Source organism: Microbacterium sp. MMO-10 (assembly GCF_037148715.1).
Taxonomy (GTDB): domain Bacteria; phylum Actinomycetota; class Actinomycetes; order Actinomycetales; family Microbacteriaceae; genus Microbacterium.
The window spans coordinates 173899-198328 of record NZ_JBBCSV010000004.1 but is presented as its reverse complement, the minus strand read 5'-3'; the positions used below and the strand labels follow the sequence as shown (position 1 = coordinate 198328).

Sequence of the window (24430 nt, the reverse complement as noted above, 5' to 3'; positions counted from 1 at the left end):
CGGACGCGCTGCGGCGCCCGGAGACCAGCGGATCCTCTCAGCCTAGCGAGGCGGATCCGCGCTCCGGCCGTCTCCCGCCTGGAGCATCGACGGCAGGCGGACCCAGCGCCACAGCGCGGCCGCGAGGAGCAGGGCCGCGCCCGCGCCGATCAGCGCGCCGCCGACCGTGTCGCTGAACCAGTGCACGCTGAGCACGGTGCGGGAGAAGCCCATCGCGACCGCCCAGAGGGCGCCGCCGATCGCGACCCACAGCGACGGGAACAGGAACCAGAGCACCACGGCGAGCGTCGCGGCATTCGAGGTGTGCCCGGAGGGGAAGGATCCGAAATCCGAGGCGATCAGCAGATCCTGCGGCCGGTCCCGACCCAGCGCCCTCTTCACGAGCTGGACGATCCCGGCGCTGAACGCGAAGGCCGCGATCGCGAACACGGCGCCGCGCCAGCCGCGCACGATCCACGCGACGAGCGCGATCAGGAGCGGGGTGAGGATCGTCGCGACCCAGCCCCCTCCGAGCACGTTCATGACCAGCGCCCAGCCGGTCAGCGCGGGGTTGCGCCACTCGACCATCTCGAGGTTCCAGGCGTCGTCGAGCGAGACGATCAGGCCCGGTGCGGTCGCCAGGACGACCGCCGTCGCCAGGGTCACCGCGACCCCGACGAGACCGAGGACGAGAGCCAGCCGACGCGTCATCCGCCCATTCTCCCCCGATCCGCTCCCGGAACCGCGCCGGCCGTTCCGAGAGCCCGCCGAAAGGCCGGATCCCGGACGCGGGTGGCACGGACGAGGCCGGCGCCCGCGACGTGCGGGCACCGGCCTCGGCGATGGTGCGGTGATCAGCCCTTCGTCGCGCCGGCCAGCAGACCGCGCACGAAGAAGCGGTGCAGGGCGAAGAACACGATCAGCGGGACGATGATCGAGATGAACGTTCCCGCCGACTGCAGGTACCACTGATTGCCCCAGGTGCCGGACAGCGAGTTCAGCGTCTGGGTCAGCGGCAGTGACGATTCCGGCGCGAAGATCGTCGCCACCAGCAGGTCGTTCCAGACCCACAGGAACTGGAAGATCGCGAACGACGCGATGGCCGGCATCGCGAGCGGCAGGATGATCCGGAAGAAGATCTGCCCGTGCCCGGCGCCGTCCACGCGGGCCGCCTCGACGACCTCACCGGGGATCTCCGAGATGAAGTTGTGCAGCATGAAGATCGCCAGCGGCATCGCGAAGATCGCGTGCGCGATCCACACCGTGGCGAAGCTGTGGTCCACATCGCGCAGGGTGAAGCCGGGGAAGATCTGCGTGCCGAACAGCGTGAGCCCGCGGGAGAACAGCGACAGCAGCGGCACCAGGGCCATCTGGATGGGCACGATCTGCAGCGCGAACACGAGCACGAACACGAGGTTCTTGCCCTTGAAGTTCATCCACGCGAAGCCGTAGGCCGCGAGCGATGCGATGAAGATCGGGATCACCGTGGCCGGGATCGTGATCGCGAGCGAGTTCACGAACGAGGCCCCGAGCGTCAGCGCGGTGCCTCCCGAGTTCAGCGCGTCGGCATAGTTGCTCAGCGTGAACGACGGGTTCACGAACACGGTCCACCAGCCGGTGCTGTTCGAGTCGGCTCCGGGGCGGAACGACGTCACGAAGAGCCCCAGCGTGGGGATGGTCCAGAAGATCGCGATGATCACCGCCGCGATCGTGGCGCCGCGCGACGTGAGCCGCTTCTGCGCGGTGGCCTCGTTGCGGCGGGTGTCGCGTGCGACCTGGCGCGCGCTGCGGTTGTCGGTGACGACTGCCTGCGTCGCACTCATCAGCGGATCTCCCTCTGCTTGGCCATCTGCCGGGCGTTGTAGATGATCAGCGGCAGCACGAACAGGAACAGCACGACGGCCAGCGCCGAGGAGTGCCCGTAGCTCTGGAAGCGCTGCTGCTGGTTGACCATCTCGAAGCCGAGCACGGTGCTGTTCGCCCGGCCGCCGGTCATCACGGCGACGATGTCGTAGACCTTCAGCGAGGCGATGGTGATCGTGGTGAGCACCACGATCAGGGAGGAGCGGATCCCCGGAACCGTGACGTTGCGGAACCTCTCCCAGGCGTTCGCGCCGTCCAGGGACGCCGCCTCGATCTGCTCGGTCGGAACCGCCTTGATCGCCGCCGACAGGATCACCATCGCGAACCCGGTCTGCGTCCAGATGAAGACGATGAGCAGGCAGACGGTGTTGACGAGCGGGGTCGTGTCGAGCCAGGAGACCGGCTTGCCGCCGAACAGCGTCACGATCGCGTTCAGCAGGCCGATCTGGTCGCCCTGCCGGAAGTCGTAGATGAACTTCCAGATGATGCCGGCGCCGACGAACGAGATCGCGACGGGCATGAACACGAACACCTTCAGGATCTTCTCGCCCCGCGCGCGGTCGATGAACACCGCGTACGCGAGCCCGAAGATCGTCGACACGATCGGGGCGATGAGCGCCCAGATCAGCGTGTTGATCACGGACCAGAACCCCTCCGGGTTCGTGAACACCCACTGGTAGTTCTCGAGGGCGACGAAGTCCTTGCCCGTCTTGTCGAAGAAGGACTGGATGATCGTCGAGACGGCCGGGTAGATGAGGCCGATGATCAGCAGCAGGGTGGCCGGGGCCATGAACAGCGTGAGCTGGAACAGGTAGCCGGATCCCTCGCGCGCACGGTAGTCGGCGAAGAACAGCAGGCCGCCGGCGACCAGGGCGATGATCATGACGTACACGACCGCGTTCTGATACGGACGCAGCATCATGAACGCCAGCACCGGAATGGCGAAACAGGCCACGAGACGCAGCCAGAAATAGCCCTTGCCGTGCCTCGGCGCGTACTCGATGAGCACCAGCAGCACCCCGGCCACGATGCCGAAGACGACCAGCACCAAGGGGATCTGCAGCAGCGGGTTCAGACCGCCGAGCCAGACGAAGAATCTGTTCAGGGAGAAGCCGAGCGAGGTCGGCTTCGGGCTCTCCGCCGGACCGCCGGCGATGAGAGCGATGAAGATCCCGATGATCAGGATCGCGCCGACGATGTAGGCGCCGACCGTGACGGATCGGGAAGCGGTGGTGCGGCCGGAGCGCACGGACTCGGTCTTGCGATCGGATCTCGCGGTCTCGGTCGCTGTGGTCTGCGACATGTGGAGCCCCTTCCGGGTTCGACGATGAACTCTGTCAGGAATCTGCCCGATGACGACTGCGGGGCCGTCCGCGATGATGCGGACGAGCCCCGCAGCCCTACGGGGGTGCTGCTCAGGCTAGTTCTTGTAACCGGCCTGGATGTCGCTCAGCACCTGATCGGTCGGCTTGCCGTCGATCCAGCTGACCATGCCCTTCCAGAACGAGCCGGAGCCGACGGTGGCCGGCATCAGGTCGCTCGCGTCGAAACGCAGCGTGGTCTTCGGATCCTGCAGCGTCTTCATCGCGTCCTGAAGGAACTCGCTGGAGGCGAGCGAGGCGTCCGCGTTCTTGTTGGCGGAGATGACGCCGCCCAGCTTCACGCGGGCGTTCGCGAACTCGGGCGAGGACATGAACTCCAGGACCTTCTTGGTCGCGGTGTTGTCGCTGAAGCCCGCGACGAACTCGCCGCCGCCCTCGATGGTGGTCTCGCCTTCCTTCATGCCGGGAAGCACGAACGCGTACACGTCGCCGTCGGGCGCCACGGTCGGCGCCTTGCCGTCCTTGGTCTTCACGTCGAGGAAGTTCGACGAGAGGAACGAGGCCTGGTGCGTCATGAGGCAGGTGCCGTCGGCGACCTTGGCCGCGACGTCGGCGAAGGCGGTCGAGTTGATGCTCTTCACGTCGCCGAAGCCGGCGTTGACGTACTTCGGGTCGAGCAGGATCGTGCCGAGGGCGTCGAAGGCCTGCTTGATCTGCGGGTCGGTGAACTTCACGTCGCCCGCGACCCACTTGTCGTAGACGTCGGTGCCGCTCTGGCGGAGGACCAGGTCCTCGATCCAGTCGGTGCCGGGCCAGCCGGAGGCGTCGCCCGAGGCGAAGCCCGCGCACCACGGTGCGGCGCCGCTCTTCTCCTGGAGCGTCTTGGTGAGCGCCAGCAGGTCGTCCCAGGTCTTCGGCACCTCGACGCCGAGCTCCTTGAACTTGGCGGGCGAGTACCAGACGTAGCCCTTGACGTTGGCCAGCATCGGAGCGGCGTAGAACTTGCCGTCGATCGTGCCGTAGGTCTTCCAGTCCTTGGACCAGTTCTTGTCGACGTTCGCCGAGACCTCGGAGGGGGCCTCCTTGACCTGACCGGTGCCGACGAGGCTCTTCAGCAGACCCGGCTGCGGCACGATCGCGATGTCGGGGGCGCTGCCGCCGGACACCTTGGTGACGATGTTGCCCTCGAAGCCCTTGTCGCCCGTGTAGACGACCTTGATCCCGGTGTCCTTGGTGAACTGGTCGAAGGACTTGTTCAGCAGATCCGCCTCGGATCCCGTGATGCCGCCGGAGATCTTGACGGTCTCACCCTTGCCGGACGAGTCCCCGCCCCCGGACGAGCCGCCTTCGGCACATCCCGCGAGCGCGAGTCCGGACACCGCAAGCAACGCCAGAGGCGCGATCAGGCGACGTCGCTGAGACATTCCCATACGTTTTCTCCTTCGAATTCGCGGGGTGGATTTCCCCAGCACTGGGGGCTCCTTCAGGAACCGCTTCCAGGCGACACTAGTGGGCTCTCCGTTACTTCCGCAATGCGGATTCGATCACAACTGGATAACCAGGCGTTTGCGCAGTGATTCCAGTGAAACCGATGGAAGAAACCGGTTCCATAGAAGCTGGGATATCGCTATGGTGAGGGCATCCGTTTCGAGGAGGATGCGCCGTGACCGGGATCATCGATGTCGCACTGCGCGCGGGCGTGGCGAAGTCCACTGCCAGTCGCGCGCTCAGCGGCAACGGCTACGTCTCCGCCGAGACCCGGGAGCGCGTGGAGCGCGCCGCCCGCGAGCTGGCCTACGCCGCGCACTCCAGCGCATCGAGCCTCGCCACGGGGCGCACCTCGACCATCGGCGTCATCATGCCCATGGCCGACCGCTGGTACTTCGCCGAGCTGCTCGCGGGTCTCCAGCAGGCCCTCATCGACGACGGACTCGACCTCGCCCTGTATGGAGCGGCCGAGGGCAGCGCCGAACGCGCCCGCATGCTGGATCACGCCCTGGCGGGCCGCCGCTTCGACGGCATCATCGCCGTGTGCCTGCAGCCCGGCGCGCATGAGCTGGAACGGCTCGCGGGGATCGGACTGCCGCTCGTGTCCGTCGGTCCCTTCACCCAGGGCGCCGACACCGTCTCGATCGACGACGTGGTGGCCGCGCGCGTGGCGACGGAGCACCTGATCGACCTCGGCCACGAGAACATCGCGTTCCTCGGGGACGAGCCGGATGCCGACCAGTTCAGCTTCGGGGAGCGCAAGCGGCTCGACGGCTACCGGCAGGCGATGATCGCCGCGGGCCTGGAGGAACACATCAGGGCCGTGCCCACGCAGTCCACGATCCCCGAGGCGTTCGCCACCGCCGCAGCCCTCCTCGCCGACCGGCGCAGCCGCCCCACGGCGATCGCGGCGGTGTGCGACGAGGCGGCCGTGGGGGCGATCATCGCGGCGCAGCGGCTCGGCATCGGCGTGCCCAGCGAACTCAGCGTGACCGGCATCGACGACCACCGCTACGCCGAGATGTTCAGTCTGACCACCATCCGGCAGAACCCCCGGGAGCAGGGCGTCGAGGCGGTGCGCCTGCTGCGCGCGCGGATGCAGGATCCCGAGGCCGCACTCGAGCACGTGGCCTCCCCCGCGACCCTCGTGGCCCGCCAGTCGACGGCCCCGCCGCGAGCGGAGACAGCCCGCTGACGCACGAAGGCCCCGGGAGAACCCGGGGCCTTCGCAGCGTCTCTGACGCAGGTTTCGTCTCGGGCGCGCTACGCGCGTCCTCGCTCAACCTGAGTCGCAGGCGGGTCAACGCTGCTTCGCAGCATTGACCCGCCTCGACTCACTTGAGGGTGACCGTAGCGCCGGCCTCCTCCAGGGAAGCCTTGGCCTTCTCGGCGGCCTCCTTGTTGGCGCCCTCGAGGACGGCCTTCGGGGCACCGTCGACGACGGCCTTGGCCTCGCCGAGGCCGAGCGAGGTGAGCTCGCGGACGACCTTGATGACCTGGATCTTCTTGTCACCGGCGGCCTCGAGGATGACGTCGAACGAGTCCTTCTCCTCCTCGGCCTCGGCGCCGGCAGCGCCACCCGCAGCGCCGGCGACGGCGACGGGAGCGGCAGCGGTGACGTCGAACTTCTCCTCGAACGCCTTCACGAACTCGCTGAGCTCGACAAGGGTCAGACCAGCGAACTGGTCGAGCAGCTCCTCGGTGGTGAGCTTCGCCATGATGTATCTCCTAGATAGATGGGGGTTTGGGGGGTGAAGACCTGGAGGCTCAGGCGGCCTCGGCGGTCTCCAGCTTCTCGCGAAGAGCATCGATGGTGGCCGCGGCCTTGCCCATCGTCGCCTTCATCATGCCCGCAGCCTTCGCCAGCAGAACCTCGCGGCTCTCCAGGGAGGCGTACTTGTTGACCTCGTCGGCACTCAGGGCGTTGCCCTCGAAGATGCCGCCCTTGATCACGAGAAGCGGGTTGGCCTTGGCGAAGTCACGCAGAGCCTTGGCGGTGGCGACGAAGTCGCCGTGCACGAACGCGACGGCCGACGGACCCTTGAGGTCGTCGTCCAGCGCCGTGATCCCCGCGTTGTTCGCGGCGATCTTGGTCAGCGTGTTCTTCACCACGGCGTAGTTCGCGTCCTGACGGATGTTGTTGCGCAGCTGCTTGAGCTGGGCAACCGTCAGACCGCGGTACTCGGTCAGCAGGACGGCGTTCGAGTTCTCGAAATTCTTCGTGAGCTCGGCGACCGATGCATCCTTCTGCGCCATGGTCACTCCTTGATGAGTACGGGATGCTCCACGGCGGTGGAGCACCGGCCTCGACCGCCGCGCTCTGCAGGCAAACAAAAACGCTCCGGCGCAAGCGCACGGAGCGTGGTCCAGGATCTGGAGTTCGTTCGTGTCACCTGCGCGGGCCTCTGCTGTTCGGATCCAGGATCCGGCAGTGCTTCGATCGTCTCGTGCTCGCGCACACGACGATGACCAGCGGTCTTCGGTTGGTCCCAGACTACGGCATCTGCGCCGCTCCCCCAAATCGGCGCCGCTCTCGCCGCCGCGTCGCCCGCTCTCGCCGCGAGCGCACGGGAACCCGCCGACTGCACGGGAACTTCGCGCGAACAGCCCGTGCACTCGGCAACCACCCGTGCACTCGGCGCGGGGCATCATCGGCGACCCTGCGCACCGGCATCCGGCGGACGCACGCCGAACGAGGCGAGTCGGCGGCCGAGGGCGGCCGGTGTGCCGATGTGCTCCATCCCCCAGCGGGCGAAACGGTTCTGCGAGGCACCGCGGATCCAGTCCTCCCGGCGCTTCTCGTCGAAGATCACCTGCTCCACGGTGCGCCCCGAGCGCATCGCCTCGTCGAAGTACTTCTCCTTGCCGTCGAACTCACCGAAGCAGCGCACATCGCCGAGCTCGAAGTCCACGAAGAAGGTCCGCCCGTCCGGTCCCGCCACCGGAACCTGGAGCTCGGGCGCCGCGAACCCGAGCCGATGCAGCTGCAGTCGGCTGACGCTCTCACCGGGAAGCTGCGCCCGTCCGTCCGCGAACGCCGCGACCCATCGCGCCTGACGGACGCCCCTCCTCCCGTCGGCCTCGGCAAGGCGTCGGCCGAGCTCGAGGCGCCAGGCCGCGACCGCATCCAGATCCCACTCGCGCAGGCGCCGCGCCATCTGACGCTCCGCGGCATCCGCGACCGACACGGCCGCTTCCCGAGGCAGGACGCACAGGAGATCGAACACCGTGCGTGACAGCGAGGTGCATCGGATCCCGTCGACGATCACGACATCGGCGGCGGGCAACGGCCCCGCATGCCGCCGTACGTCGGGGCTGCTCGACACCCGCCGGGCGGCGGGCATCGTCATGTGCACGGCCGCGCAGCGGATCCGGTGCAGCGGCAGCCGCCAAAGCACGGCGGCGGACGTGTGCGACATGACCGCACCCCCGGTGCTGTCCCGCGCGACCGCGATGACGTGCGCCCGATGACGCTCCTCGGGGTGGAGCGCCGCACGTTCTGCGCCGTCGATGTACCAGCCGCGCCGGAGGTGGAAGAGCTCGCCTCGCGCAACGGCAGCCGCGAGGCGCCGATCCGTCCACCCGTTCAGGATCAGATCGTCGCGCGAGCGCACCTCGTGCTCGAGGGGCGGATGCGAGGCGCCGACGAGCGGATCCGGATGAGCCGGAAGAGAATCGAACGAGATCATGCCTGATGCTGGCGCCGTGCCGGGGCATCGTGGAGGGCGCCTCACGCGAAAGGTGCGGGACCCGGCGGGTTCGCCCGTTGTGCGGAACGAAGGGCCACCCGGCGTCGTCGGCCGCGACCGCACGGGAACCCGCCGACTGCACGGGAACTTCGCGCGAACGACCCGTGCGCTCGGCAACCGACCGTGCACTCGGCGCCGGGCGTTACCGGCGGACGCGGACTCCGTCCCCGCGGCGTGCCAGGGCGCCGGAGTCGGCGGCCGGAGGTAGCCTCGGTGGGTGACCCCGGAACTCGAAGCGCGCATCGTCGCCGACTCGCGCGACCGGGTGGCGTGGCTGCGCGCGCGGGCCCGCGGGATCACCGCGACCGACGTCGCCGGGCTCACCAGCGAGACCTCGATCGCCCGCGCGGCCGACGCCAAGCTCGGCGCGGGACCCCGCTTCGGCGGCAACGTCTACACCGACCACGGCCGGCGTCGCGAGCCGGAGATCGCCGCCTGGGTCGCCGCGACCCACGGCATCCTGCCCTCGTCGGCCCTGTTCTGCGCCGAGGTCGAGAAGCGCCACCTGGCTACCCCCGACGGCATCGTGCAGGAGCCGGGCGGCCGCGTGCTGCTCGCGGAGATCAAGACCACCAACAAGTCGTGGCGCTCCATCCCCCGCACCTACCTGCGACAGGTGTGGTGGCAGCAGCATGTGCTCGGCGCCGAGCGCACGCTGTTCGTGTGGGAGGAGCACGACGACTTCCGCCCCATCCACGACGAGCCCAAGTCGGTGTGGATCGACCGCGACGACCGCGAGATCGGGCGCCTGGTCGGCCTCGCCACGCGCCTGATCGACGAGCTCTACCACCGCACGACGGGCCAGGCGCCTCCGCGTCCCGCGCCGGCCGCGCCGAGCAAACGGGACGCGCTGCGCGAGCGCGACATGTTCCGCGCCCTCGCCCTCGCGGAGTGACGCGCTCGCGCCGGGACCAGGCCGATCACGTGCACTTGGGGTTCAACCCGAGCGCGCCCGTCGTCAAGGTCTTGGTGATGCTCGCCGACTGCCAGTTCGTCCCCGCCTGATTGACGACGGTGAAGGTGACCGTGCTGCCGAGCGCGTTGCCGAGGATGCCGCCGAGCAGCCCCTCGTTGAGAGTCATCGTGTAGGTGAACGGGCCCGTCCCGGAGGAGCTGATCGTGCTCACGTAGCTCGACGGGTTGGCGGTGAGCTTCGAGGTCGGAACCGTCGTCGGCGTCAGCGGATACGCCGACTGCCACGTGACCGTCACTCCGGTGATGATCCCGAGGGCCTTCATCGGAGTGCACGTCATGTTCGTCGGATTCGAGAGCGACCCGGCAGAGATGGTGCCGCTCGCGACGTACTCGGCATCCGTGTACGCCGCGTCCGTCAGGGCCGGCCGGGGCCACGCGAGCAGCGCCGCACAGGCCCCGATCGCGAGCAGGGCGATCGCGACGCGACGGCGCGGACCGCGCTCGGCGACGCTCATGAGTCCTCGCCGCCGCGGCGTCGTCGGCCGACGAGCAGGAGCACGGCCGCCGCGACGAGCAGCGCGGCCCCGCCGGCGATCGCCACGACCGGCACGGATCCCCCGGTCGCGGGGAGGGCCGGCGTCGGACCGGTCTGGATCCGGTCGCCGAACCCCTCCGCCTGCACGCGGAGCTGCGTGACCGCCGGGTCCTCCCGCGCATCGAGGCGCACATCCAGCCGGAGATGCGCGACCGCGTCGGCGGGGATCTCGTCGAGCGCGACCGTCCGGCCGTCGCGCGGGACGGTCCACGCGGAACGCAGCAGGCGCTCCCCCTCAGTGCACGTCTCGCCCTGCCACGCCGTGGGGCAGAGCCGCGCGTCGACGGTGATCGAGGCGTCCCCGGTGGCGCTGAGCCCGAGCCGCAGCGTGCCGGGCTCCGGCGCGGCCGCACTCACCACGAGGTCCCAGCGCACGCTGGCACCCGGTCCCATCGCCGCTGCGGCATCCCAGTCGGCGCTCGACACGATGCGCACGTACCGGCCCTGGACGGTCTCGGTCGTCGGCGCGGCGTCTGCTGCCGGCATCGCGGCGATGAGCAGCACCGCGGACGCCGCCAGGGCGGTGAGGATCCCGGCGGGGCCGCGGTCAGGGCGATACACGGTTCTCCGTTCCTGCGCCCCGGCGACGCGGCCCCGCGTCCGCGGGACGGTCCGCCGGACCGCCGTCTCCCTCATCCGAGCCCTCCTGTCCCTGCGGGCGGCGGCCGCGCGGCCAGAACGCCCAGATCACCAGGCCGGCGACGCCGACCGTGATCCCGCCGAGCACGAGCGGGTTGCTGAACGCGACGATCACGGGGGCGACCCCGGGGACCGAGAAGCGCACGATCCGCACGGTCGAGACCGGATACGGCGCCAGGTCGTCGTGCGCGTTCGCGTCGCCGCGCAGCGTGAGGAGGCGCTCGCCGGGCTGCGCGCCGTCCGCGACCACGCGCACCCGGTGCGTGATGGGGAGCTCGCCGGGGCGGTCCACGGTGACCACGTCTCCGACGTGCACCTGCGACGCGGGGATCTGCTGCACGATAGCGACGGATCCGGCGGGGATCGTGGGGGCCATCGAGCCGGTGCGGAACATGATGAGCGTGATGTGCGCGGTGAACGCGAGGACCACCAGCACGATGCAGACGAGCCCCGCCAGGGCCAGGACCCAGAGCAGGACCTCGCCGAGCACACCTCGAAGAGAGGTGCGGCGCGACCGTCCGCCCTCCGCGGCCGGTCGCTCGTCACGGGACTCCGCCGCTGTCGTGCGGGGAGTCTCGGCGTGCTCGCCGCGGGTGCCGTCTGCCGCCGCGTTCTCGCGCGCGGCACGGCGGGTGAGGGGCTGCGTCGTCTCGGTCATGCCGTCCTTCTCTCTGTGTGGTCCGCGGCGAGCGGATCGCGATCACGTGGATCCTTCGGTGCCGCCGCCGCGTGCGCCCGGCTCAGCCGGAGATCGCGACGAACTGCCACGACTGCGCCCTCGACTGGGACTGCATCCCGTTCGAGGCCCCCACGGGCAACGAGATCGCGAAGCAGTAGTACACCGGGGTGCGGTCGGCGGCCAGCGTCTGCGCGACGGCGGCCGACGTGTCCAAGGTCGAGTTGTCCGGGATCACGGAGGTCCCGCCGGAGTAGCCGGAGGCGTTGCACGCCGATGCGCTGCCCACCGTCCGCACGCCGTAGCGGAGTTCGGTGAGCGTGCCGGTCGGCGTTCCGGCGGTGAGCCGGACCGAGCCGGCGATCGATCCGCTGGTGGCCCGCACCGAGAACGCCGCATACCCGGTGACCCCGGGATACAGACCGGTCACGGCGGGGGTGAACCCCAGCACTGCCGCATTGGAACCGGTGTGCTTGCCGTAGTCGGTCTCGGCGGGCAGCTTGCCCTCGATGCCGAATCGGGCGGCCGTGAACGAACCGGTGGCGTACTCGCCGTCGTTCCAGCTCGCCAGGGTGGATGTCGCTCCCGTGCCGAGCACGAGCCCGCCGACGAGCAGCGCCCGGATCCGCAGCAGACGGATCCTTCGCACCTCAGCGCGCGGCGCTGCTCGCCTCCCTCGGTGGGCTCGCATCATGACGTCCTCAGTTCGAGGTCGCGGTGAACTTCCAGACGGCCGTTCCGCTCTGTCCCTGCTGCAGGACCGCCTGGGTTCCGGCGGTCGCGACGAAGCACAGCTTCTGCGCGGCGCCGGCGGTGGTCGGCGGGGTGCCCTTGGCCAGAGAGAAGGTCGTCGCACCGGTGGCGGTGCTGAGGTTCGCGCCGGAGAGGATCAGGGTGCCGGTCGTGGCCACGTTCGCGTCGCACGCGGTCGCGCTGGGCACCGTGTAGACCTTGTACGAGATGGCCGATGCGTTGCTGCCCGTGCCGGACGTGGCGTCGAGCGCGGGCGTGACGGTCGCCGGGCTGGTCGTGTTCTTGTCGAGCTGCAGCCAGTACGACGCGTAGACGCTGTCACCGGGCGTGAGGTTGCCGAAGTTGGCGCTGAACGTCAGCGGAGCGCCGGGAGCGGTCGTGTGCTCGCCGTAGGTGGTGCCGTCCGTGGACCCCTGCAGGTTGAAGGAGCCGGCGGTGAACGTGCCGGTCGCGAACTCGGAGTCGTTCCAGGCCGCGAGGGTGATCGCGGCGCCCACGCCGAGGACGAGGCCTCCGGCGAGGACGGCGAGAACCTTGCGACGTGTGCGGGTGGATGAAGGAGCTGTGCTGGTCATGATCGTCCTCGTGGTCGGGGTTGTTGACCTCATCCTTCATTTCGGAATACTGGCATGCAAGAGCGTTCACATGTTCTTGAGGTTCGCTTCACGGATCCTTGAGGGTGCCCTTGAGGATGCCCTCCCAGAGCCACTCGACGGGGCTCCGCCGGGCCGATTCCGCGCCGGACCGACGGCTTCCTCGGCCGATTCCGCGTCGGACCGACGGCCTCCTCGGCCGGCTCCGGGCGGGACCGACGGCCTACTCGGCCGATTCCTCCGCAGCGGGAGCGAGCGCGATCACAGGACCGAGGGCGCCCCGGCCGACCGCGATCGCGGGGCCCGCGGCGTCGACCAGCACGCCGCTCATCTCGGGCTGCTGAACGAGCACGGCGCCGATCTGCTCGGCGGTGAAGGGCAGGGGCTGGTCGCCGCGGCCGAGCGCGATGACCTCGAGCGGGTGGCTGAACAGCTGCAGGTAGCGTGCCCCCTCGGCCGTGTGCGCCTCCGCCACGCCGTACTGGCCGTCGCCGTCGACATCGCTGACCGCCACCCAGAGCCGGGCCGTGGTCAGCGCCTCGGCCACACGGGCCTCGGAGTCCGCCGCACGGGGCGCCGCGAGCAGGGCCTTGACCGCGAAGGTCGGATCCGCCTCCTCCAGCGCCTTCTGCAGGATCTCCGACGGGAACACGACACGGTGCGGCTCGGAGGCGTTGTCGATGATGAGCCCGGCGAAAGGTCCCTCGATCACGTTCTGGTAGACGGCCTGAACGGGCTGCACCACGGCGGAAGTCTCCGACGGGTCCTCATCGCCCTGCTGCACGGAGTCGCGCACGGCGGCGGCCGAGCTGAAAGCGAGCATGAAGGAGTTCTCGCCGTCGTTGACGACGGCGACGGCGAGCGGCCGGCCCTCCTTGATCTGCTCGCCGGCATCGCCGCTCACGCGCAGGAAGAGGTTGCCCTGCAGCGACTGGCGGAGCACGCCGAGCAGCTCCGCCTGGCTCGCGTCGTCGCCGAGCATGGCGAGCGCCTCGCGCAGCAGCACGTTGTCGGGCATTCCGGGGATCGACTCGGTCGGCTCCGGCGGATCCGCCGGAGCCAGCGGGAGCGGCGGGCGCCCGGAAGGAGCCTGCGCCTGAGCAGGCGGCACGGGCGCCTCGTCCACGACGGGGTCGATCAGGTCATGACCGGGCTCGGGCGCCTCGGTCGGCGCGTCGACGACGGGGCCGGACGGCGAGCCCAGCCCGCGGAAGGCCTGCACCGCGATGTTCACGACCGGCACATCGGCGTCGGCCGCGCCGGCGCCGCCCTCGGCGACGGAGACCGATGCCCGGTCGGCGTCGGCGGCCTCCTCGGCGGTGGCAGGAGCGGACTCCGGCGTGACGGCATCGTCCTGCTTGCTACGGCGCGAGAAAAGACCCATTGCCCCAGCCTAACCGCGCCCTTCGCGTCAGAGCTTCTGGATCGGCGCGATCTTGACGAGCAGCTTCTTCTGACCTGCGGAATCGAAGCGCACATGCGCGATCCGCTTGGCCCCCTCGCCCGTGATCGCCTCGACCCGCCCCTCACCGAAGTCGTCGTGGCGGATCCGGTCGCCGGCGTTCAGCTCGAGATCGCCGTTGTCGCGCACCTTCGCCGTCACCCGGTTCGGGAACTTGTCCATCGCCGTGGACAGGGGCGTGAGGCCCTCGCGCTTCGGCAGCGCCCGCGCGGCGAACCGGTCGCCGGAGCCGCTGCCGGAACCGCCGAAGCCGCCCGGCCGGCGGGCGTTGAGGGCTCGGGACTGCGTGCCGCCGCGGGAGTTCACGTCGCCCGGCGACTGCCGCCAGTCGATGAGGTCGCCCGGGATCTCCTGCAGGAACCGGCTCGGCATCGCGACCGACACCTCGCCGAACTGGGCGCGGGTCATCGCCAGCGACAGGTGCAGGCGCTTGCGGGCCCGGGTGATGCCGACGTAGAAGAGGCGCCGCTCCTCCTGCGGACCGCCCGGCTCGTTCGCCGAGATCCGGTGCGGGATGAGATCCTCTTCGACGCCCGTCACGAACACGGCGTCGAACTCGAGACCCTTCGCCGTGTGCATCGTCATGAGCGAGACCACCCCGGACTCGTCGTCGAGGTCGTCGGCGTCCGAGACGAGCGCGACCTCGGTGAGGAAGTCGGCGATCGTGCCCTCGGGATTGTTCCGGGCGAAGTCGCGGGTCACCGCGATGAGCTCGTCGAGGTTCTCCAGACGGGCCTCGTCCTGCGGGTCGCGGCTCGCGCGCAGCGCGTCCAGGTATCCGCTCTTCTGCAGCAGCACCGTGAGGCCCTCCGCGACCGCGGTGGGCGGTGCGATCTCGCCGCTGGCCGGCAGCATGATCTCGGTCGCCTCGCGCAGCACGGCGTCCAGCTGCGCGATCGCGCCCTGGATCTTCGGCCCGACGCCGAGCTGGGTCGGGTGCGCGAGGGCATCGCGGAAGCTCAGCCCGTGCTCCTCCGCGAATCGCGCGATCGACGTCTCCGTCACGTCTCCGATCCCGCGGCGCGGCTTGTTCAGGATCCGCCGTACCGCCATCTCGTCGGCGGGGTTCGCGACCGCGACGAGGTAGGCGAGGGCGTCCTTGATCTCGGCGCGCTCGTAGAACTTGGTGCCGCCCATGATCTTGTAGGGCACGGCGGAGCGGATGAGGATCTCCTCGAGTGCACGCGACTGCGAGTTGGTGCGGTAGAACACCGCCATCTCCCCATACGGCATGCCCGCCCGACGCAGCGCCTCGACCTCGTCCGCGACGAACTGGGCCTCGTCGTGCTGCGAGTAGCCGGTGAACCCGACGATCGCGTCACCGGATCCCTTGTCGCTCCAGAGCTTCTTCTCCTTGCGGTCGAAGTTGTTGCTGATCACGGCGTTCGCGGCGGAGAGGATGTTCTGCGTCGAGCGGTAGTTCTGCTCGAGCAGCACCACCTTGGCGCCCGGAAAGTCGCGCTCGAACTCGCTGATGTTGCGGATGTCGGCGCCGCGGAACGCGTAGATGGACTGGTCGGAGTCGCCGACCACGGTGAGGGCGGCGCCCGGTTCGGCGCCGGCGGCCTCCTGCGGATCCGGCTCGAAGATCATCATGCCGTTCGAGGCATACGGCTCGGGCGCGCTCCCCTGCACCGGGCGGGTGAGCTCGTGGATGAGCGCGTACTGCGCGGCGTTGGTGTCCTGGTACTCGTCGACGAGGATGTGGCGGAAGCGGCGCCGGTAGACGTCGGCCACCTGCGGGAACGCGCGGAACAGGTAGACGGTCTGCCCGATCAGGTCGTCGAAGTCGAAGGCGTTGGCCTTCTGCAGCTGACGCTGGTAGTCGGCGAACACCTCCGCGAACACGCGCTCCGCCGGATCCGACATGTTCGCCTGCCGGGCGAAGGACTCGGCATCCTGCAACTCGTTCTTGAGCTTCGAGATGCGCGACTGCATCGCGGCCGGGGTGTAGCCGAACGCGTCGGCCTCGTGCTCCTTGACGAGCCTCTTGATGAGCGCGCGCGAGTCGCCGGAGTCGTAGATCGTGAACGACTTGGTGAACCCGAACTGCTCGGCCTCGCGACGCAGGATGCGCACGCAGGCCGAGTGGAACGTCGAGATCCACATGCCGCGGGCCGTGTCTCCGACGAGCTGTGCGACGCGCTCGCGCATCTCGCCCGCGGCCTTGTTGGTGAAGGTGATCGCGAGGATCTGGCTCGGCCAGGCCTCCCGCTGACGCAGCAGCAGCGCGATGCGCCGGGTCAGCACGCTCGTCTTACCCGACCCCGCACCCGCCACGATGAGCAGGGCCTGCCCGCGGTAGGTGACCGCGTCGAGCTGCTGCGGGTTGAGGCCCGCGAGCAGGTCGTCCGCGGGGGCTCCCGCGGACGGTCCCGCACCCGTTCGAGGGGCGGTTCCGGGCGGGAGGATGACGGGAGAGGGGGCTTCGCTCATGACCTTCCCAGTCTAGGTCGAGCAGCGGACATCGACTCCGGCGCGGAGGGTGTCAGCGGAGCACCGCGGCGCCCAGGTCCGGATGGTCGACGAAGACCCCGTCCACGCCGGTCGCCGCGATCGACTCCCACTCCGCCCGGTAGTCGCCGAACGCGGCCTTGCGCGCTCCCCGGCGGAAGCGGCGGTCGAGGAACGCGTTCTCCGGACGACAGGTCCAGGTGAACACGTCCAGCCCGCGTGCGTGCGCCGCCCGGACCAGGTCCGCTCCGTGGTCGCGCAGCAGGATCGCCTTGTCCACGCTGATGCCGTCGACCTCGCCGGCCAGCCGGTCGAGCCCCTCCGGGGCGAGCGCCTCCGCATAGGTCTGCGCGTCGGCGCCGTCCCGCGCGACGAGATCCGCCGGCGCACCGGTCGCCTCCAGCAGGTACACGAACCTCCCGCGGACGCCGCGCCCGCGCAGCTCCGCCAGGACGGTCTGCTCGAACGACTCGATCCAGAGCGGGTGCTCCCCCGACGCCCATCCGGCCGCGCGCAGGTCGCGCTCGACCAGTGCCGCGAGATCGTGCCCGATCCGGGCGAAGAAGGTCGCATGCTTGATCTCCAGCACGATGCCGAGCTCGCGACCGCGCTCGGCCGAGGCCTCGGCGACGAGCGCCAGCAGATCGGTCAGCCGCAGGATCGGCTCGGTGCCGTCGAACTCCGCGGATCCGGGACGCAGGGCGGGGATCCGCTCCCGACAGCGCAGGGTGGCGAGCTCGGCCCAGGTGAAGTCCTCGGTGAACCACCCGGTGAGACGCTCCCCGTCGACGCGCTTCGTCGTGCGGCGATCCGCGAACTCGGGATGGTCGGCCACGTCGGTGGTGCCCGAGATCTCGTTCTCGTGACGGATCACCAGTACCCCGTCGGCGGTCGCGACGACGTCGGGTTCGACGGCGTCCGCCCCCATCGCGAAGGCGAGACGGTAGGACGATGCGGTGTGCTCCGGCCGATGACCGGGGGCGCCGCGGTGGCCGATCAGGAGCGGACGGACGGACGGATCCGTCGGCGAGACGTCGGGCGGGATCCGTCGGGTCACGCTCTCAGCGTACGGCAGTGCTCCTCACGGGTTCCGCCGGTACTGTAGAGGGAAGATGACCACCACTTCTGAGGAGTGAGGCCGACCATGAGCAACTTCGCCTTCAACAACCCGGCGTTCAAGGAGCGGGATCCGCGCGCCGTCGCGACCTATCCCGGGGGCGCGCAGGCGGGTGGCCAGTACGCGCCGCCGCCGCCCGCGACGCAGCTCGCCGCGGCCCAGCAGGCCGCCGTCAACGCGAACCTCGAGGGCATGTACGCCGCGCCGTCCGCCGGCGCCATCGAGACCGACCGGATGACCGTCGAGGACACGGTCTGGAAGACCGCGGGCCTGTTCGGGATCCTGCTCGTCTTCGCCGCGGTCGGCTGGTTCTTCACCCTCGGCGGGGCGGCCGTGCCGCGCACGCCGACCGCCGTCGCGATCTGGCCGTGGGCCGTGGGCGCGCTCGGCGGCTTCGTGCTCGCGATGGTCGTCAGCTTCACCTCGCGCAAGAAGGTGCGCCCGGCGCTGATCTTCGCGTATGCCGCGTTCGAGGGCCTCTTCATCGGAGGCATCTCGGCGTTCTTCGAGGTGCTCTGGCCCGGCATCGTGCTGCAGGCGACCCTCGCCACGGCGGCCGTGGTCGCCGTCACCCTCGCGCTGTTCGCGAGCGGCAAGGTCCGCGCCTCCGCGAAGATGACCAAGATCGTGATGATCGCGATGCTCGGCTACCTGCTGTTCTCGCTGCTCAACGTCGTGCTGATGGTGTTCAACGTGCTGCCGGCGAACCAGATGTTCGGCCTGTACAGCGCCAAGGTCGCCGGCATCCCGCTCGGCCTGATCATCGGCGTGCTCGTCGTCTTCCTCGCCGCGTACTCGCTGGTCATGGACTTCGACCAGATCCAGCAGGGCGTGCGCAACGGCGCCCCGCGTCAGTACGGCTGGCTCGGCGGCTTCGGCATCATGGTCACCGTCGTCTGGCTCTACGTCGAGATCCTGCGCATGATCGCGATCGCCCGCGGCAACAATTGACGCGGCTCTGATCCGCACGAAGGCCGCTCTCCTCGGAGGGCGGCCTTCGTCGTTCTCGTCGGGGCCGGAGTCCGGTCCCGACGAGAACGGGGCTGGATCCGTCAGCCGCGGGCCTTCTGCTCGAGCAGCGCACGCTCCCGGTCGTTGCCGGCCAGCGCGGCGGCGACCGCGAACTCCGAGCGCGCCTCCTCCGCCCGCCCGAGGCGCAGCAGCAGCTCGCCGCGCGTCGCCGGCAGCAGGTGGTAGCCGCGCAGGGCCCCGCCCGCGACGAGCCCGTCGACGATCCGCAGCGCCGACGCCGGGCCCGTCGCCATCGCGACGGCTGCGGCGCGGTTGAGCTCCACGACCGGCGAGGGCGCGAGACGCCCGAGCGCCTCGTACAGCAGCACGATGCGCTCCCAGTCGGTCTCCTCGACCGATGGCGCGACGGCATGGCATTCGGCGATCGCCGCCTGCAGGGCGTACGCCCCGCGCCCGCGGCCGAAGGCGTCCGCCCGGGCCAGGGCGGCGCGTCCGCGCGCGATGCGACCGCGGTCCCACAGACGGCGGTCCTGGTCGGCGAGCAGCACCGGGTCGCCGTGCGCATCGACGCGCGCAGGGAAGCGCGCGGCGGTGAGCTCGAGGAGCGCGAGCAGCGCGTGCACGTCCGGCTCGGCCGGCATCAGCGCGGTCAGGACCCGGGCGAGCCGGATCGCCTCGCGTCCCAGATCCGGACGGAGCAGGTCCTCCCCCGCCGACGCCGCATGCGCCTCGTTGAACACCAGGTAGAGCACGCCGAGCACGGCTCCGAGCCGGGCGGGGAACTCGTCGCGCCCCGGCACCTCGAAGGGAGCCCTGGCGACCGAGAGCGTCTTCTTCGCCCGCACGATGCGCTGCTGCACGGTGACCGTGGGCACCAGGAACGCGCGCGCGATCTGCTCCGTGCTCAGACCGCCGACCACGCGCAGGGTGAGGGCCACGCGCGCCTCCCGCGAGAGCGCCGGGTGGCAGGCGATGAAGACCAGTCGCAGCACGTCGTCGTCGATCGCGTCGGGATCCCAGGGCGGCGCGTCCAGGGCGGCGTCCTGCTCCCGCTCGAGATCGTGCGCGATCACGGCGAGGCGATCGTCATAGCGCTCCCTGCGCCGCCACCCGTCGATGGCACGGCGCTTGGCCACGGCCGTCAGCCAGGCGGCGGGGTTCGCGGGCACCCCGTCGCGCGGCCACTGCGCGAGGGCCTCCAGCAGGGCATCCTGCGCGAGGTCCTCGGCGAGGCCGAAGTCCCCGGTGAAACGCGTCAGCGTGGCGATGATCCGCGCCGACTCGATGCGCCACACCGCGGCGACGGCGCGCTCTGTCTCAGCGCCCTCCGTCGCCGCGGAATCGGATCCGGCCATCGCCGTCACTCGGCCGCGCGGGCGGCGGCCTCCTCGCGCCAGCCGGCCTCCTTCTGGATCCACTCGTTGTCGGCCGGGAAGTCCTCCAGCTCGGTGACGCGACGCACCTCGAGGAACGCACCCGGTCCGAGCGGCGCACGCTTGGCCCACTCCGCCGCCTCCTCGCGCGTGGACGTCTCGATGATCCAGAAGCCGTTGAACAGCTCCTTCGTCTCGCCGTAGGGGCCGTCGGTGACCAGCGGCGCCTCGCCGGAGAAGTCGACGACGAAACCCTCCGCGGCGTCGGTGAGGCCCTCTCCGGCCAGCAGCACGCCCGCCTTGATCATCGACTCGTTGTACCGGCCCATCGCCTCGATGACCTGCTCGAACGGCATGTCCTCGTACGCCCGCACGCCCTGCTCGTCCGCGCGCATGATCAGCATGAACTTCATGATGTCTGTCTCCTCATCGGGGGTCGTCCTTCGACCCTCTCACTCAAGACGTCGAACGAGAAGACGCGGGATCGACAGCTCGTCGAGATTCCTTCGAAGATTTTCTAGACTCCGGATGTGACGTCCTCCTCCCGCCTGGCCGCCGAGATCCGCGAGACCCTGCGTGCGGCCGCGGACCCCGCTCTCGCACCGGGCCAGCAGGCCTACATGAAGTCGGCCATGCCGTTCCTCGGAGTGCGCGTGCCGGAGGCGCGGCGGCTGGCCACACAGGCGGCGCGCGGTGTCGCCGACGTCGATGAGCTGCGGGAGGCGGCCCTCGACCTGTGGCGGGAGGCCGAGTACCGCGAGGAGCGCTACGCCGCCCAGGCCCTGATGGCGCTGCGGCCCCTGCGCGGGCTGCTGGACCTGCTCGACGTGCACGAGGAGATGATCCGCACCGGAGCCTGGTGGGACCACGTCGACGAGGTCGCGCACCGGCTCGCCGATCTGCTCGACGCGCACCCGGACGAGCTGGCCGTGGAGCTGCGCGTGTGGGCGGACGACGAGGACTTCTGGATCCGCCGCGCGGCGATCATCGCCCAGCTGCAGCGCAAGGACCGCGTCGATCACGCCCTGCTCTCCGACGTGATCGAGGCGAACCTCGGCGACGGCGAGTTCTTCATCCGCAAGGCGATCGGCTGGGCTCTGCGCGACCACGCGAGGGCGGATCCGGACTGGGTGCGGGCCTTCGTCGACGCGCACCCCGGCCTCTCCCCGCTGAGCCGCCGCGAGGCTCTCAAGCACCTGGGCTGAGCCGTTCCAGGGACCGGCGCGGCCGGCGCGTGAGAAGCCGGATCCTGCATGGGACATCACGGCACACGGGGCGTCTCATGCGAGAAGCGGTTTCTCGCGGATCGACGTCAGCCGAGCTCGTCCAGCGCCGCGCGGATCGCCGCCGCCGACGCCGCGAGCCTCGCCTCCTCGTCGGCGGTCATCGGCGTCTCGCCGAGCGCTTCGGCCCCGGCGGAGCTCACCACAGACGGCACCGAGAGCGCGACCCCGCTGATGCCGTGCACGTCGTCCAGCACGGTCGCGACGGGGAGCACGGCGTGCTCGTCGTTCAGCACGGCCTCGGCGATGCGGGCCGCGCTCACCCCGATCGCGAGGTTCGTGGCGCCCTTGCCCCGGATCACCGCATACGCCGCATCGCGCACCTCGATCGCGATGCGGTCGAGCTCCGCCGGGGTGAACGGGTCGTCCGAGGGCCAGTCCAGGATCGGGACGGGCCCGATCGTCGCGTTCGACCAGAGCGGGAACTGGGTGTCGCCGTGCTCGCCCACGATGTCGGCGTGCACGCTGGCTGTGCTCACCCCCGCGCGTTCGGCGATCCGCCAGCGCAGGCGCGAGGTGTCCAGCACGGTGCCGGATCCGAACACCCGCTGCGGCGGGAGCCCGGAGATCCGCTGCGCGACGACGGTCATCACATCGGCCGGGTTCGTGACGATGATGTAGACCGCGTCGGGGGCCCGCTCGACGAGCGCGGGCATGAGGGCCTGCAGGATGCGCACATTGGTGCCGGCCAGCTCCATGCGGGTCTGCCCCGGCTGCTGCTTCGCGCCGGCCGTCACGACGATCACGTCACTGCCGTCGACCACGGAGAGATCGGATCCGCCGCTCACCGACGATGCCGTGAACTGCGTGCCGTGTGCGAGGTCGAGCACCTCGGCGTCGACCTTCTCCGTCGCGACGTCGTAGAGCGCGACCTCCGAGGCGCTCCCCCGGATGAGGGCCGCATACGCGACCGCCACCCCGACCCCGCCCGCTCCGATCACCGACAGCTTCGTGCGTCCGTTCGCCATGACTCCATCCTGCCCGCACCGGCCGGTGAGCACATCCGGGTCGCGGCAGAAGCGAGACGGATCAGCGGCGCGGGAGCTCCTTCGTCACTCCCACTCGATGGTTGCCGGCGGCTTCGACGTCACGTCGAGGACCACGCGGTTGACGTCGCGCACCTCGTTCGTGATGCGGTTCGAGATCTTCGCGAGCACGTCGTACGGCAGGCGGGTCCAGTCGGCGGTCATCGCGTCCTCGGACGACACCGGGCGCAGCACGACCGGGTGACCGTAGGTGCGGCCGTCGCCCTGCACGCCCACCGACCGCACATCGGCGAGCAGCACGACCGGGCACTGCCAGATGGTCTGGTCGAGGCCGGCGAGCGTGAGCTCCTCCCGGGCGATCGCATCGGCCTCGCGCAGGATGTCGAGGCGCTCGCGGGTGACCTCGCCGATGATGCGGATGCCGAGGCCAGGGCCGGGGAACGGCTGACGGCCGACGATGGCCTCGGGGATCCCGAGCTCACGGCCGATCGCGCGCACCTCGTCCTTGAAGAGGGTGCGCAGCGGCTCGATGAGGTCGAAGTCGAGGTCGTCGGGGAGACCGCCGACGTTGTGGTGCGACTTGATGTTCGCGGTGCCGGCGCCGCCGCCGGACTCGACGACGTCGGGGTACAGAGTGCCCTGCACGAGGAACCGGACCTTCTCGCCCGAGGCCTTCGCCTCCTCGACGAGATCGCGCTGCACCTGCTCGAAGGTGCGGATGAACTCGCGGCCGATGATCTTGCGCTTGGTCTCGGGATCCGTCACGCCGGCCAGGTGGCCGAGGAACGTGTCGGCCGCGTCGACCGTGATGAGGCGCACGCCGGTCGAGGCGACGTAGTCGCGCTCGACCTGCTCGCGCTCGCCCTTGCGCAGCAGACCGTGGTCGACGAACACCGCGGTGAGCTGGTCGCCGATGGCCTTGTGCACCAGCGCGGTCGACACGGCGGAGTCGACGCCGCCGGACATCGCGGAGATCACGCGGGCGTCGCCGACCTGCGCGCGGATCCGCTCGACCTGCTCGGCGATGACGTTGTCGCTGTTCCAGTCGGCGGGGAGCCCCGCGCCCTTGTGCAGGAAGTTCTCGATGATCTCCTGGCCGTGGTCGGAGTGCTTGACCTCGGGGTGCCACTGCACGCCGTAGAGCTTGCGCTCCTCGTCCGCGAACGCGGCCACGGGGGTGGCCGGCGTCGAGGCCAGCACCTGGAACCCGTCGGGCGCCTGGGCGACCTGGTCGCCGTGGCTCATCCACACGTTCTGCTCCGCGGGCTGGCCGCCGAGCAGCGTGGAGTCGTTGATCGGGATCATCGCGTCGGTCGCGCCGTACTCGCGCAGGCCGGTGTTGGCCACCTCGCCGCCGAGGGTGCGCGCCATGTACTGGAAGCCGTAGCAGATGCCGAGCGTCGGCACGCCGAGGTCGAACACCGCCGGATCCAGCTGCGGCGCGCCCTCTTCGTACACCGAGGACGGACCGCCGGACAGGATCAGCGCGACCGGGTTCTTCGCCGCGATCTCGGCGGCCGTCGCGGTGTGCGGCACGATCTCGCTGTAGACGCCGGCCTCGCGGACGCGGCGGGCGATCAGCTGCGCGTACTGCGCACCGAAGTCGACGACGAGGGCGGGGCGCTGCTCGGTGTCGGGAGTGTTGTCGGTCAACGGGCACCTTCCGTGGCGGGAGTGGTCGAGGAGTTCTGGTCGGAGGAGGCTTCCCGCGCGGCGAGATACGCCTTCACCTCGCGGGCGACGCGGGTCTCCATGATGAAGGAGAGGAAGGGCACGACGCCGCCGAGGGCGAGCATGATGAAGCGGAGGAACGGCCAGCGCATCAGGCTCCACACGCGGAAGCAGGCGAAGAGGTACACGACGTAGAACCAGCCGTGCGCGACCAGGATCCCCATCGAGAGGTTCAGGCCGTTGCCGGTGGACTCGAGGCCGCCGTGCACGCCTTCGACGACCGGGGCGAACCAGAGGAAGCCGCCGGATCCGCCCGCGAAGAGCTCGAGGTGGATCGGGGTGTACTTGAGGATCATCTCCGTGACCAGGAGCAGGAGCATGACGCCGGTGATCACAGAAGCGATCTGGTAGAACTTCAGCGCCCCGCGGATGGCCGGGAAGCTCGCGGCTTTCGGTTCGGGCATGCCTCCAGTCTAAGCGCCGGACCTGTGCGCGATTCCCGGACCAGGGGACGCGGCGCCGCACGACGAAGGCCGCCGG

The 24430-nt window shown here is 70.2% G+C and carries 24 protein-coding genes; 4 read left to right on the top strand and 20 right to left on the bottom strand.

The genetic code is table 11. The annotated features are described in order from the left end of the window. Positions 1–42: 42 nt before the first annotated feature. The 4 genes from WFJ17_RS13605 to WFJ17_RS13590 form a co-directional block, all read right to left on the bottom strand. Positions 43–690 carry a phosphatase PAP2 family protein gene (locus tag WFJ17_RS13605; protein WP_336648709.1) on the bottom strand — a complete coding sequence of 216 codons (648 nt, stop codon included), beginning with the start codon at positions 688–690 and terminating at the stop codon, positions 43–45. Between the two features lie 143 nt (positions 691–833). Further along, complete coding sequence (locus WFJ17_RS13600; RefSeq protein WP_336648708.1) at positions 834–1802, bottom strand: carbohydrate ABC transporter permease; 969 nt, start codon at positions 1800–1802, stop codon at positions 834–836. Further along, a complete protein-coding gene (locus WFJ17_RS13595; RefSeq protein WP_336648707.1) occupies positions 1802–3145 on the bottom strand; it encodes a carbohydrate ABC transporter permease in 1344 nt (447 codons plus the stop codon). Before WFJ17_RS13595 ends, WFJ17_RS13600 begins: the two co-directional genes overlap by 1 nt. Before the next feature lie 117 nt (positions 3146–3262). After that, a complete protein-coding gene (locus WFJ17_RS13590) occupies positions 3263–4594 on the bottom strand; it encodes an ABC transporter substrate-binding protein (protein ID WP_292883969.1) in 1332 nt (443 codons plus the stop codon). A 233-nt stretch (positions 4595–4827) separates the two neighbouring features. On the opposite strand from WFJ17_RS13590, the gene WFJ17_RS13585 reads away from it, so the two are divergent. Next, the gene (locus tag WFJ17_RS13585; RefSeq protein ID WP_336648706.1) at positions 4828–5847 is read left to right on the top strand and encodes a LacI family DNA-binding transcriptional regulator; all 1020 of its coding nucleotides are present in this window, start codon (positions 4828–4830) and stop codon (positions 5845–5847) included. A 139-nt stretch (positions 5848–5986) separates the two neighbouring features. On the opposite strand, the gene rplL is transcribed toward WFJ17_RS13585, so the two are convergent. From rplL to WFJ17_RS13570, 3 genes are all read right to left on the bottom strand, one after another. Beyond that, positions 5987–6370, bottom strand: a complete 384-nt coding sequence (rplL, locus tag WFJ17_RS13580; protein WP_251445916.1) for a 50S ribosomal protein L7/L12 — start codon at positions 6368–6370, stop codon at positions 5987–5989. A gap of 49 nt (positions 6371–6419) precedes the next feature. After that, positions 6420–6908, bottom strand: a complete 489-nt coding sequence (gene rplJ / locus WFJ17_RS13575; protein WP_251445913.1) for a 50S ribosomal protein L10 — start codon at positions 6906–6908, stop codon at positions 6420–6422. Positions 6909–7300: 392 nt separating this feature from the next. Beyond that, positions 7301–8341 carry a hypothetical protein gene (locus WFJ17_RS13570; protein WP_336648705.1) on the bottom strand — a complete coding sequence of 347 codons (1041 nt, stop codon included), beginning with the start codon at positions 8339–8341 and terminating at the stop codon, positions 7301–7303. A gap of 277 nt (positions 8342–8618) precedes the next feature. Here WFJ17_RS13570 and WFJ17_RS13565 point away from each other — a divergent pair, with 277 nt between their 5' ends. Next, positions 8619–9296, top strand: a complete 678-nt coding sequence (locus WFJ17_RS13565) for a YqaJ viral recombinase family protein (RefSeq protein ID WP_251445909.1) — start codon at positions 8619–8621, stop codon at positions 9294–9296. A gap of 25 nt (positions 9297–9321) precedes the next feature. On the opposite strand, the gene WFJ17_RS13560 is transcribed toward WFJ17_RS13565, so the two are convergent. The 8 genes from WFJ17_RS13560 to WFJ17_RS13525 all read right to left on the bottom strand — a co-directional run bounded on the left by WFJ17_RS13560 (position 9322) and on the right by WFJ17_RS13525 (position 17545). Further along, a complete protein-coding gene (locus tag WFJ17_RS13560) occupies positions 9322–9831 on the bottom strand; it encodes a hypothetical protein (protein WP_336648704.1) in 510 nt (169 codons plus the stop codon). After that, entirely contained in the window at positions 9828–10472 is a 645-nt protein-coding gene (locus WFJ17_RS13555) for an LPXTG cell wall anchor domain-containing protein (RefSeq protein ID WP_336648703.1), read from the bottom strand. Before WFJ17_RS13555 ends, WFJ17_RS13560 begins: the two co-directional genes overlap by 4 nt. Beyond that, a complete protein-coding gene (locus WFJ17_RS13550) occupies positions 10459–11208 on the bottom strand; it encodes a signal peptidase I (RefSeq protein ID WP_251445902.1) in 750 nt (249 codons plus the stop codon). The genes WFJ17_RS13555 and WFJ17_RS13550 overlap by 14 nt, the downstream gene beginning before the upstream one ends. A gap of 82 nt (positions 11209–11290) precedes the next feature. Then, the gene (locus tag WFJ17_RS13545; RefSeq protein ID WP_336648702.1) at positions 11291–11875 is read right to left on the bottom strand and encodes a SipW-dependent-type signal peptide-containing protein; all 585 of its coding nucleotides are present in this window, start codon (positions 11873–11875) and stop codon (positions 11291–11293) included. Positions 11876–11927: 52 nt separating this feature from the next. After that, positions 11928–12554, bottom strand: a complete 627-nt coding sequence (locus WFJ17_RS13540) for a SipW-dependent-type signal peptide-containing protein (protein WP_336648701.1) — start codon at positions 12552–12554, stop codon at positions 11928–11930. Between the two features lie 241 nt (positions 12555–12795). Continuing rightward, positions 12796–13956, bottom strand: coding sequence for an SseB family protein (locus tag WFJ17_RS13535; protein WP_336648700.1), 1161 nt, complete (start codon positions 13954–13956; stop codon positions 12796–12798). 27 nt (positions 13957–13983) lie between these two features. Continuing rightward, positions 13984–16470, bottom strand: coding sequence for an ATP-dependent helicase (locus WFJ17_RS13530; RefSeq protein WP_251445889.1), 2487 nt, complete (start codon positions 16468–16470; stop codon positions 13984–13986). A 52-nt stretch (positions 16471–16522) separates the two neighbouring features. Continuing rightward, positions 16523–17545 carry a glycerophosphodiester phosphodiesterase family protein gene (locus WFJ17_RS13525; RefSeq protein WP_251445886.1) on the bottom strand — a complete coding sequence of 341 codons (1023 nt, stop codon included), beginning with the start codon at positions 17543–17545 and terminating at the stop codon, positions 16523–16525. 87 nt (positions 17546–17632) lie between these two features. Here WFJ17_RS13525 and WFJ17_RS13520 point away from each other — a divergent pair, with 87 nt between their 5' ends. Beyond that, a complete protein-coding gene (locus tag WFJ17_RS13520; protein WP_336648699.1) occupies positions 17633–18556 on the top strand; it encodes a Bax inhibitor-1/YccA family protein in 924 nt (307 codons plus the stop codon). Between the two features lie 101 nt (positions 18557–18657). Here the strand turns inward: WFJ17_RS13520 and WFJ17_RS13515 are convergent, their stop codons facing one another. Together WFJ17_RS13515 and WFJ17_RS13510 are read right to left on the bottom strand one after the other, a co-directional pair. Then, positions 18658–19932 (bottom strand): RNA polymerase sigma factor, encoded by a 1275-nt coding sequence (locus tag WFJ17_RS13515; protein ID WP_336648698.1) that lies wholly within the window; start codon positions 19930–19932, stop codon positions 18658–18660. 5 nt (positions 19933–19937) lie between these two features. Beyond that, complete coding sequence (locus WFJ17_RS13510; RefSeq protein ID WP_251445877.1) at positions 19938–20363, bottom strand: YciI family protein; 426 nt, start codon at positions 20361–20363, stop codon at positions 19938–19940. A gap of 117 nt (positions 20364–20480) precedes the next feature. On the opposite strand from WFJ17_RS13510, the gene WFJ17_RS13505 reads away from it, so the two are divergent. Then, positions 20481–21155, top strand: coding sequence for a DNA alkylation repair protein (locus tag WFJ17_RS13505; protein WP_336648697.1), 675 nt, complete (start codon positions 20481–20483; stop codon positions 21153–21155). A gap of 107 nt (positions 21156–21262) precedes the next feature. Here WFJ17_RS13505 and WFJ17_RS13500 read toward each other — a convergent pair whose 3' ends face one another. From WFJ17_RS13500 to WFJ17_RS13490, 3 genes are all read right to left on the bottom strand, one after another. Further along, positions 21263–22201: an L-lactate dehydrogenase gene (locus tag WFJ17_RS13500; RefSeq protein WP_251445870.1), complete on the bottom strand. Its 939-nt coding sequence runs from the start codon at positions 22199–22201 to the stop codon at positions 21263–21265. Between the two features lie 84 nt (positions 22202–22285). Beyond that, positions 22286–23872, bottom strand: coding sequence for a glutamine-hydrolyzing GMP synthase (gene guaA / locus WFJ17_RS13495; RefSeq protein ID WP_251445867.1), 1587 nt, complete (start codon positions 23870–23872; stop codon positions 22286–22288). Continuing rightward, positions 23869–24354: a DUF3817 domain-containing protein gene (locus WFJ17_RS13490; protein ID WP_251445864.1), complete on the bottom strand. Its 486-nt coding sequence runs from the start codon at positions 24352–24354 to the stop codon at positions 23869–23871. The genes guaA and WFJ17_RS13490 overlap by 4 nt, the downstream gene beginning before the upstream one ends. Positions 24355–24430 lie beyond the last annotated feature (76 nt).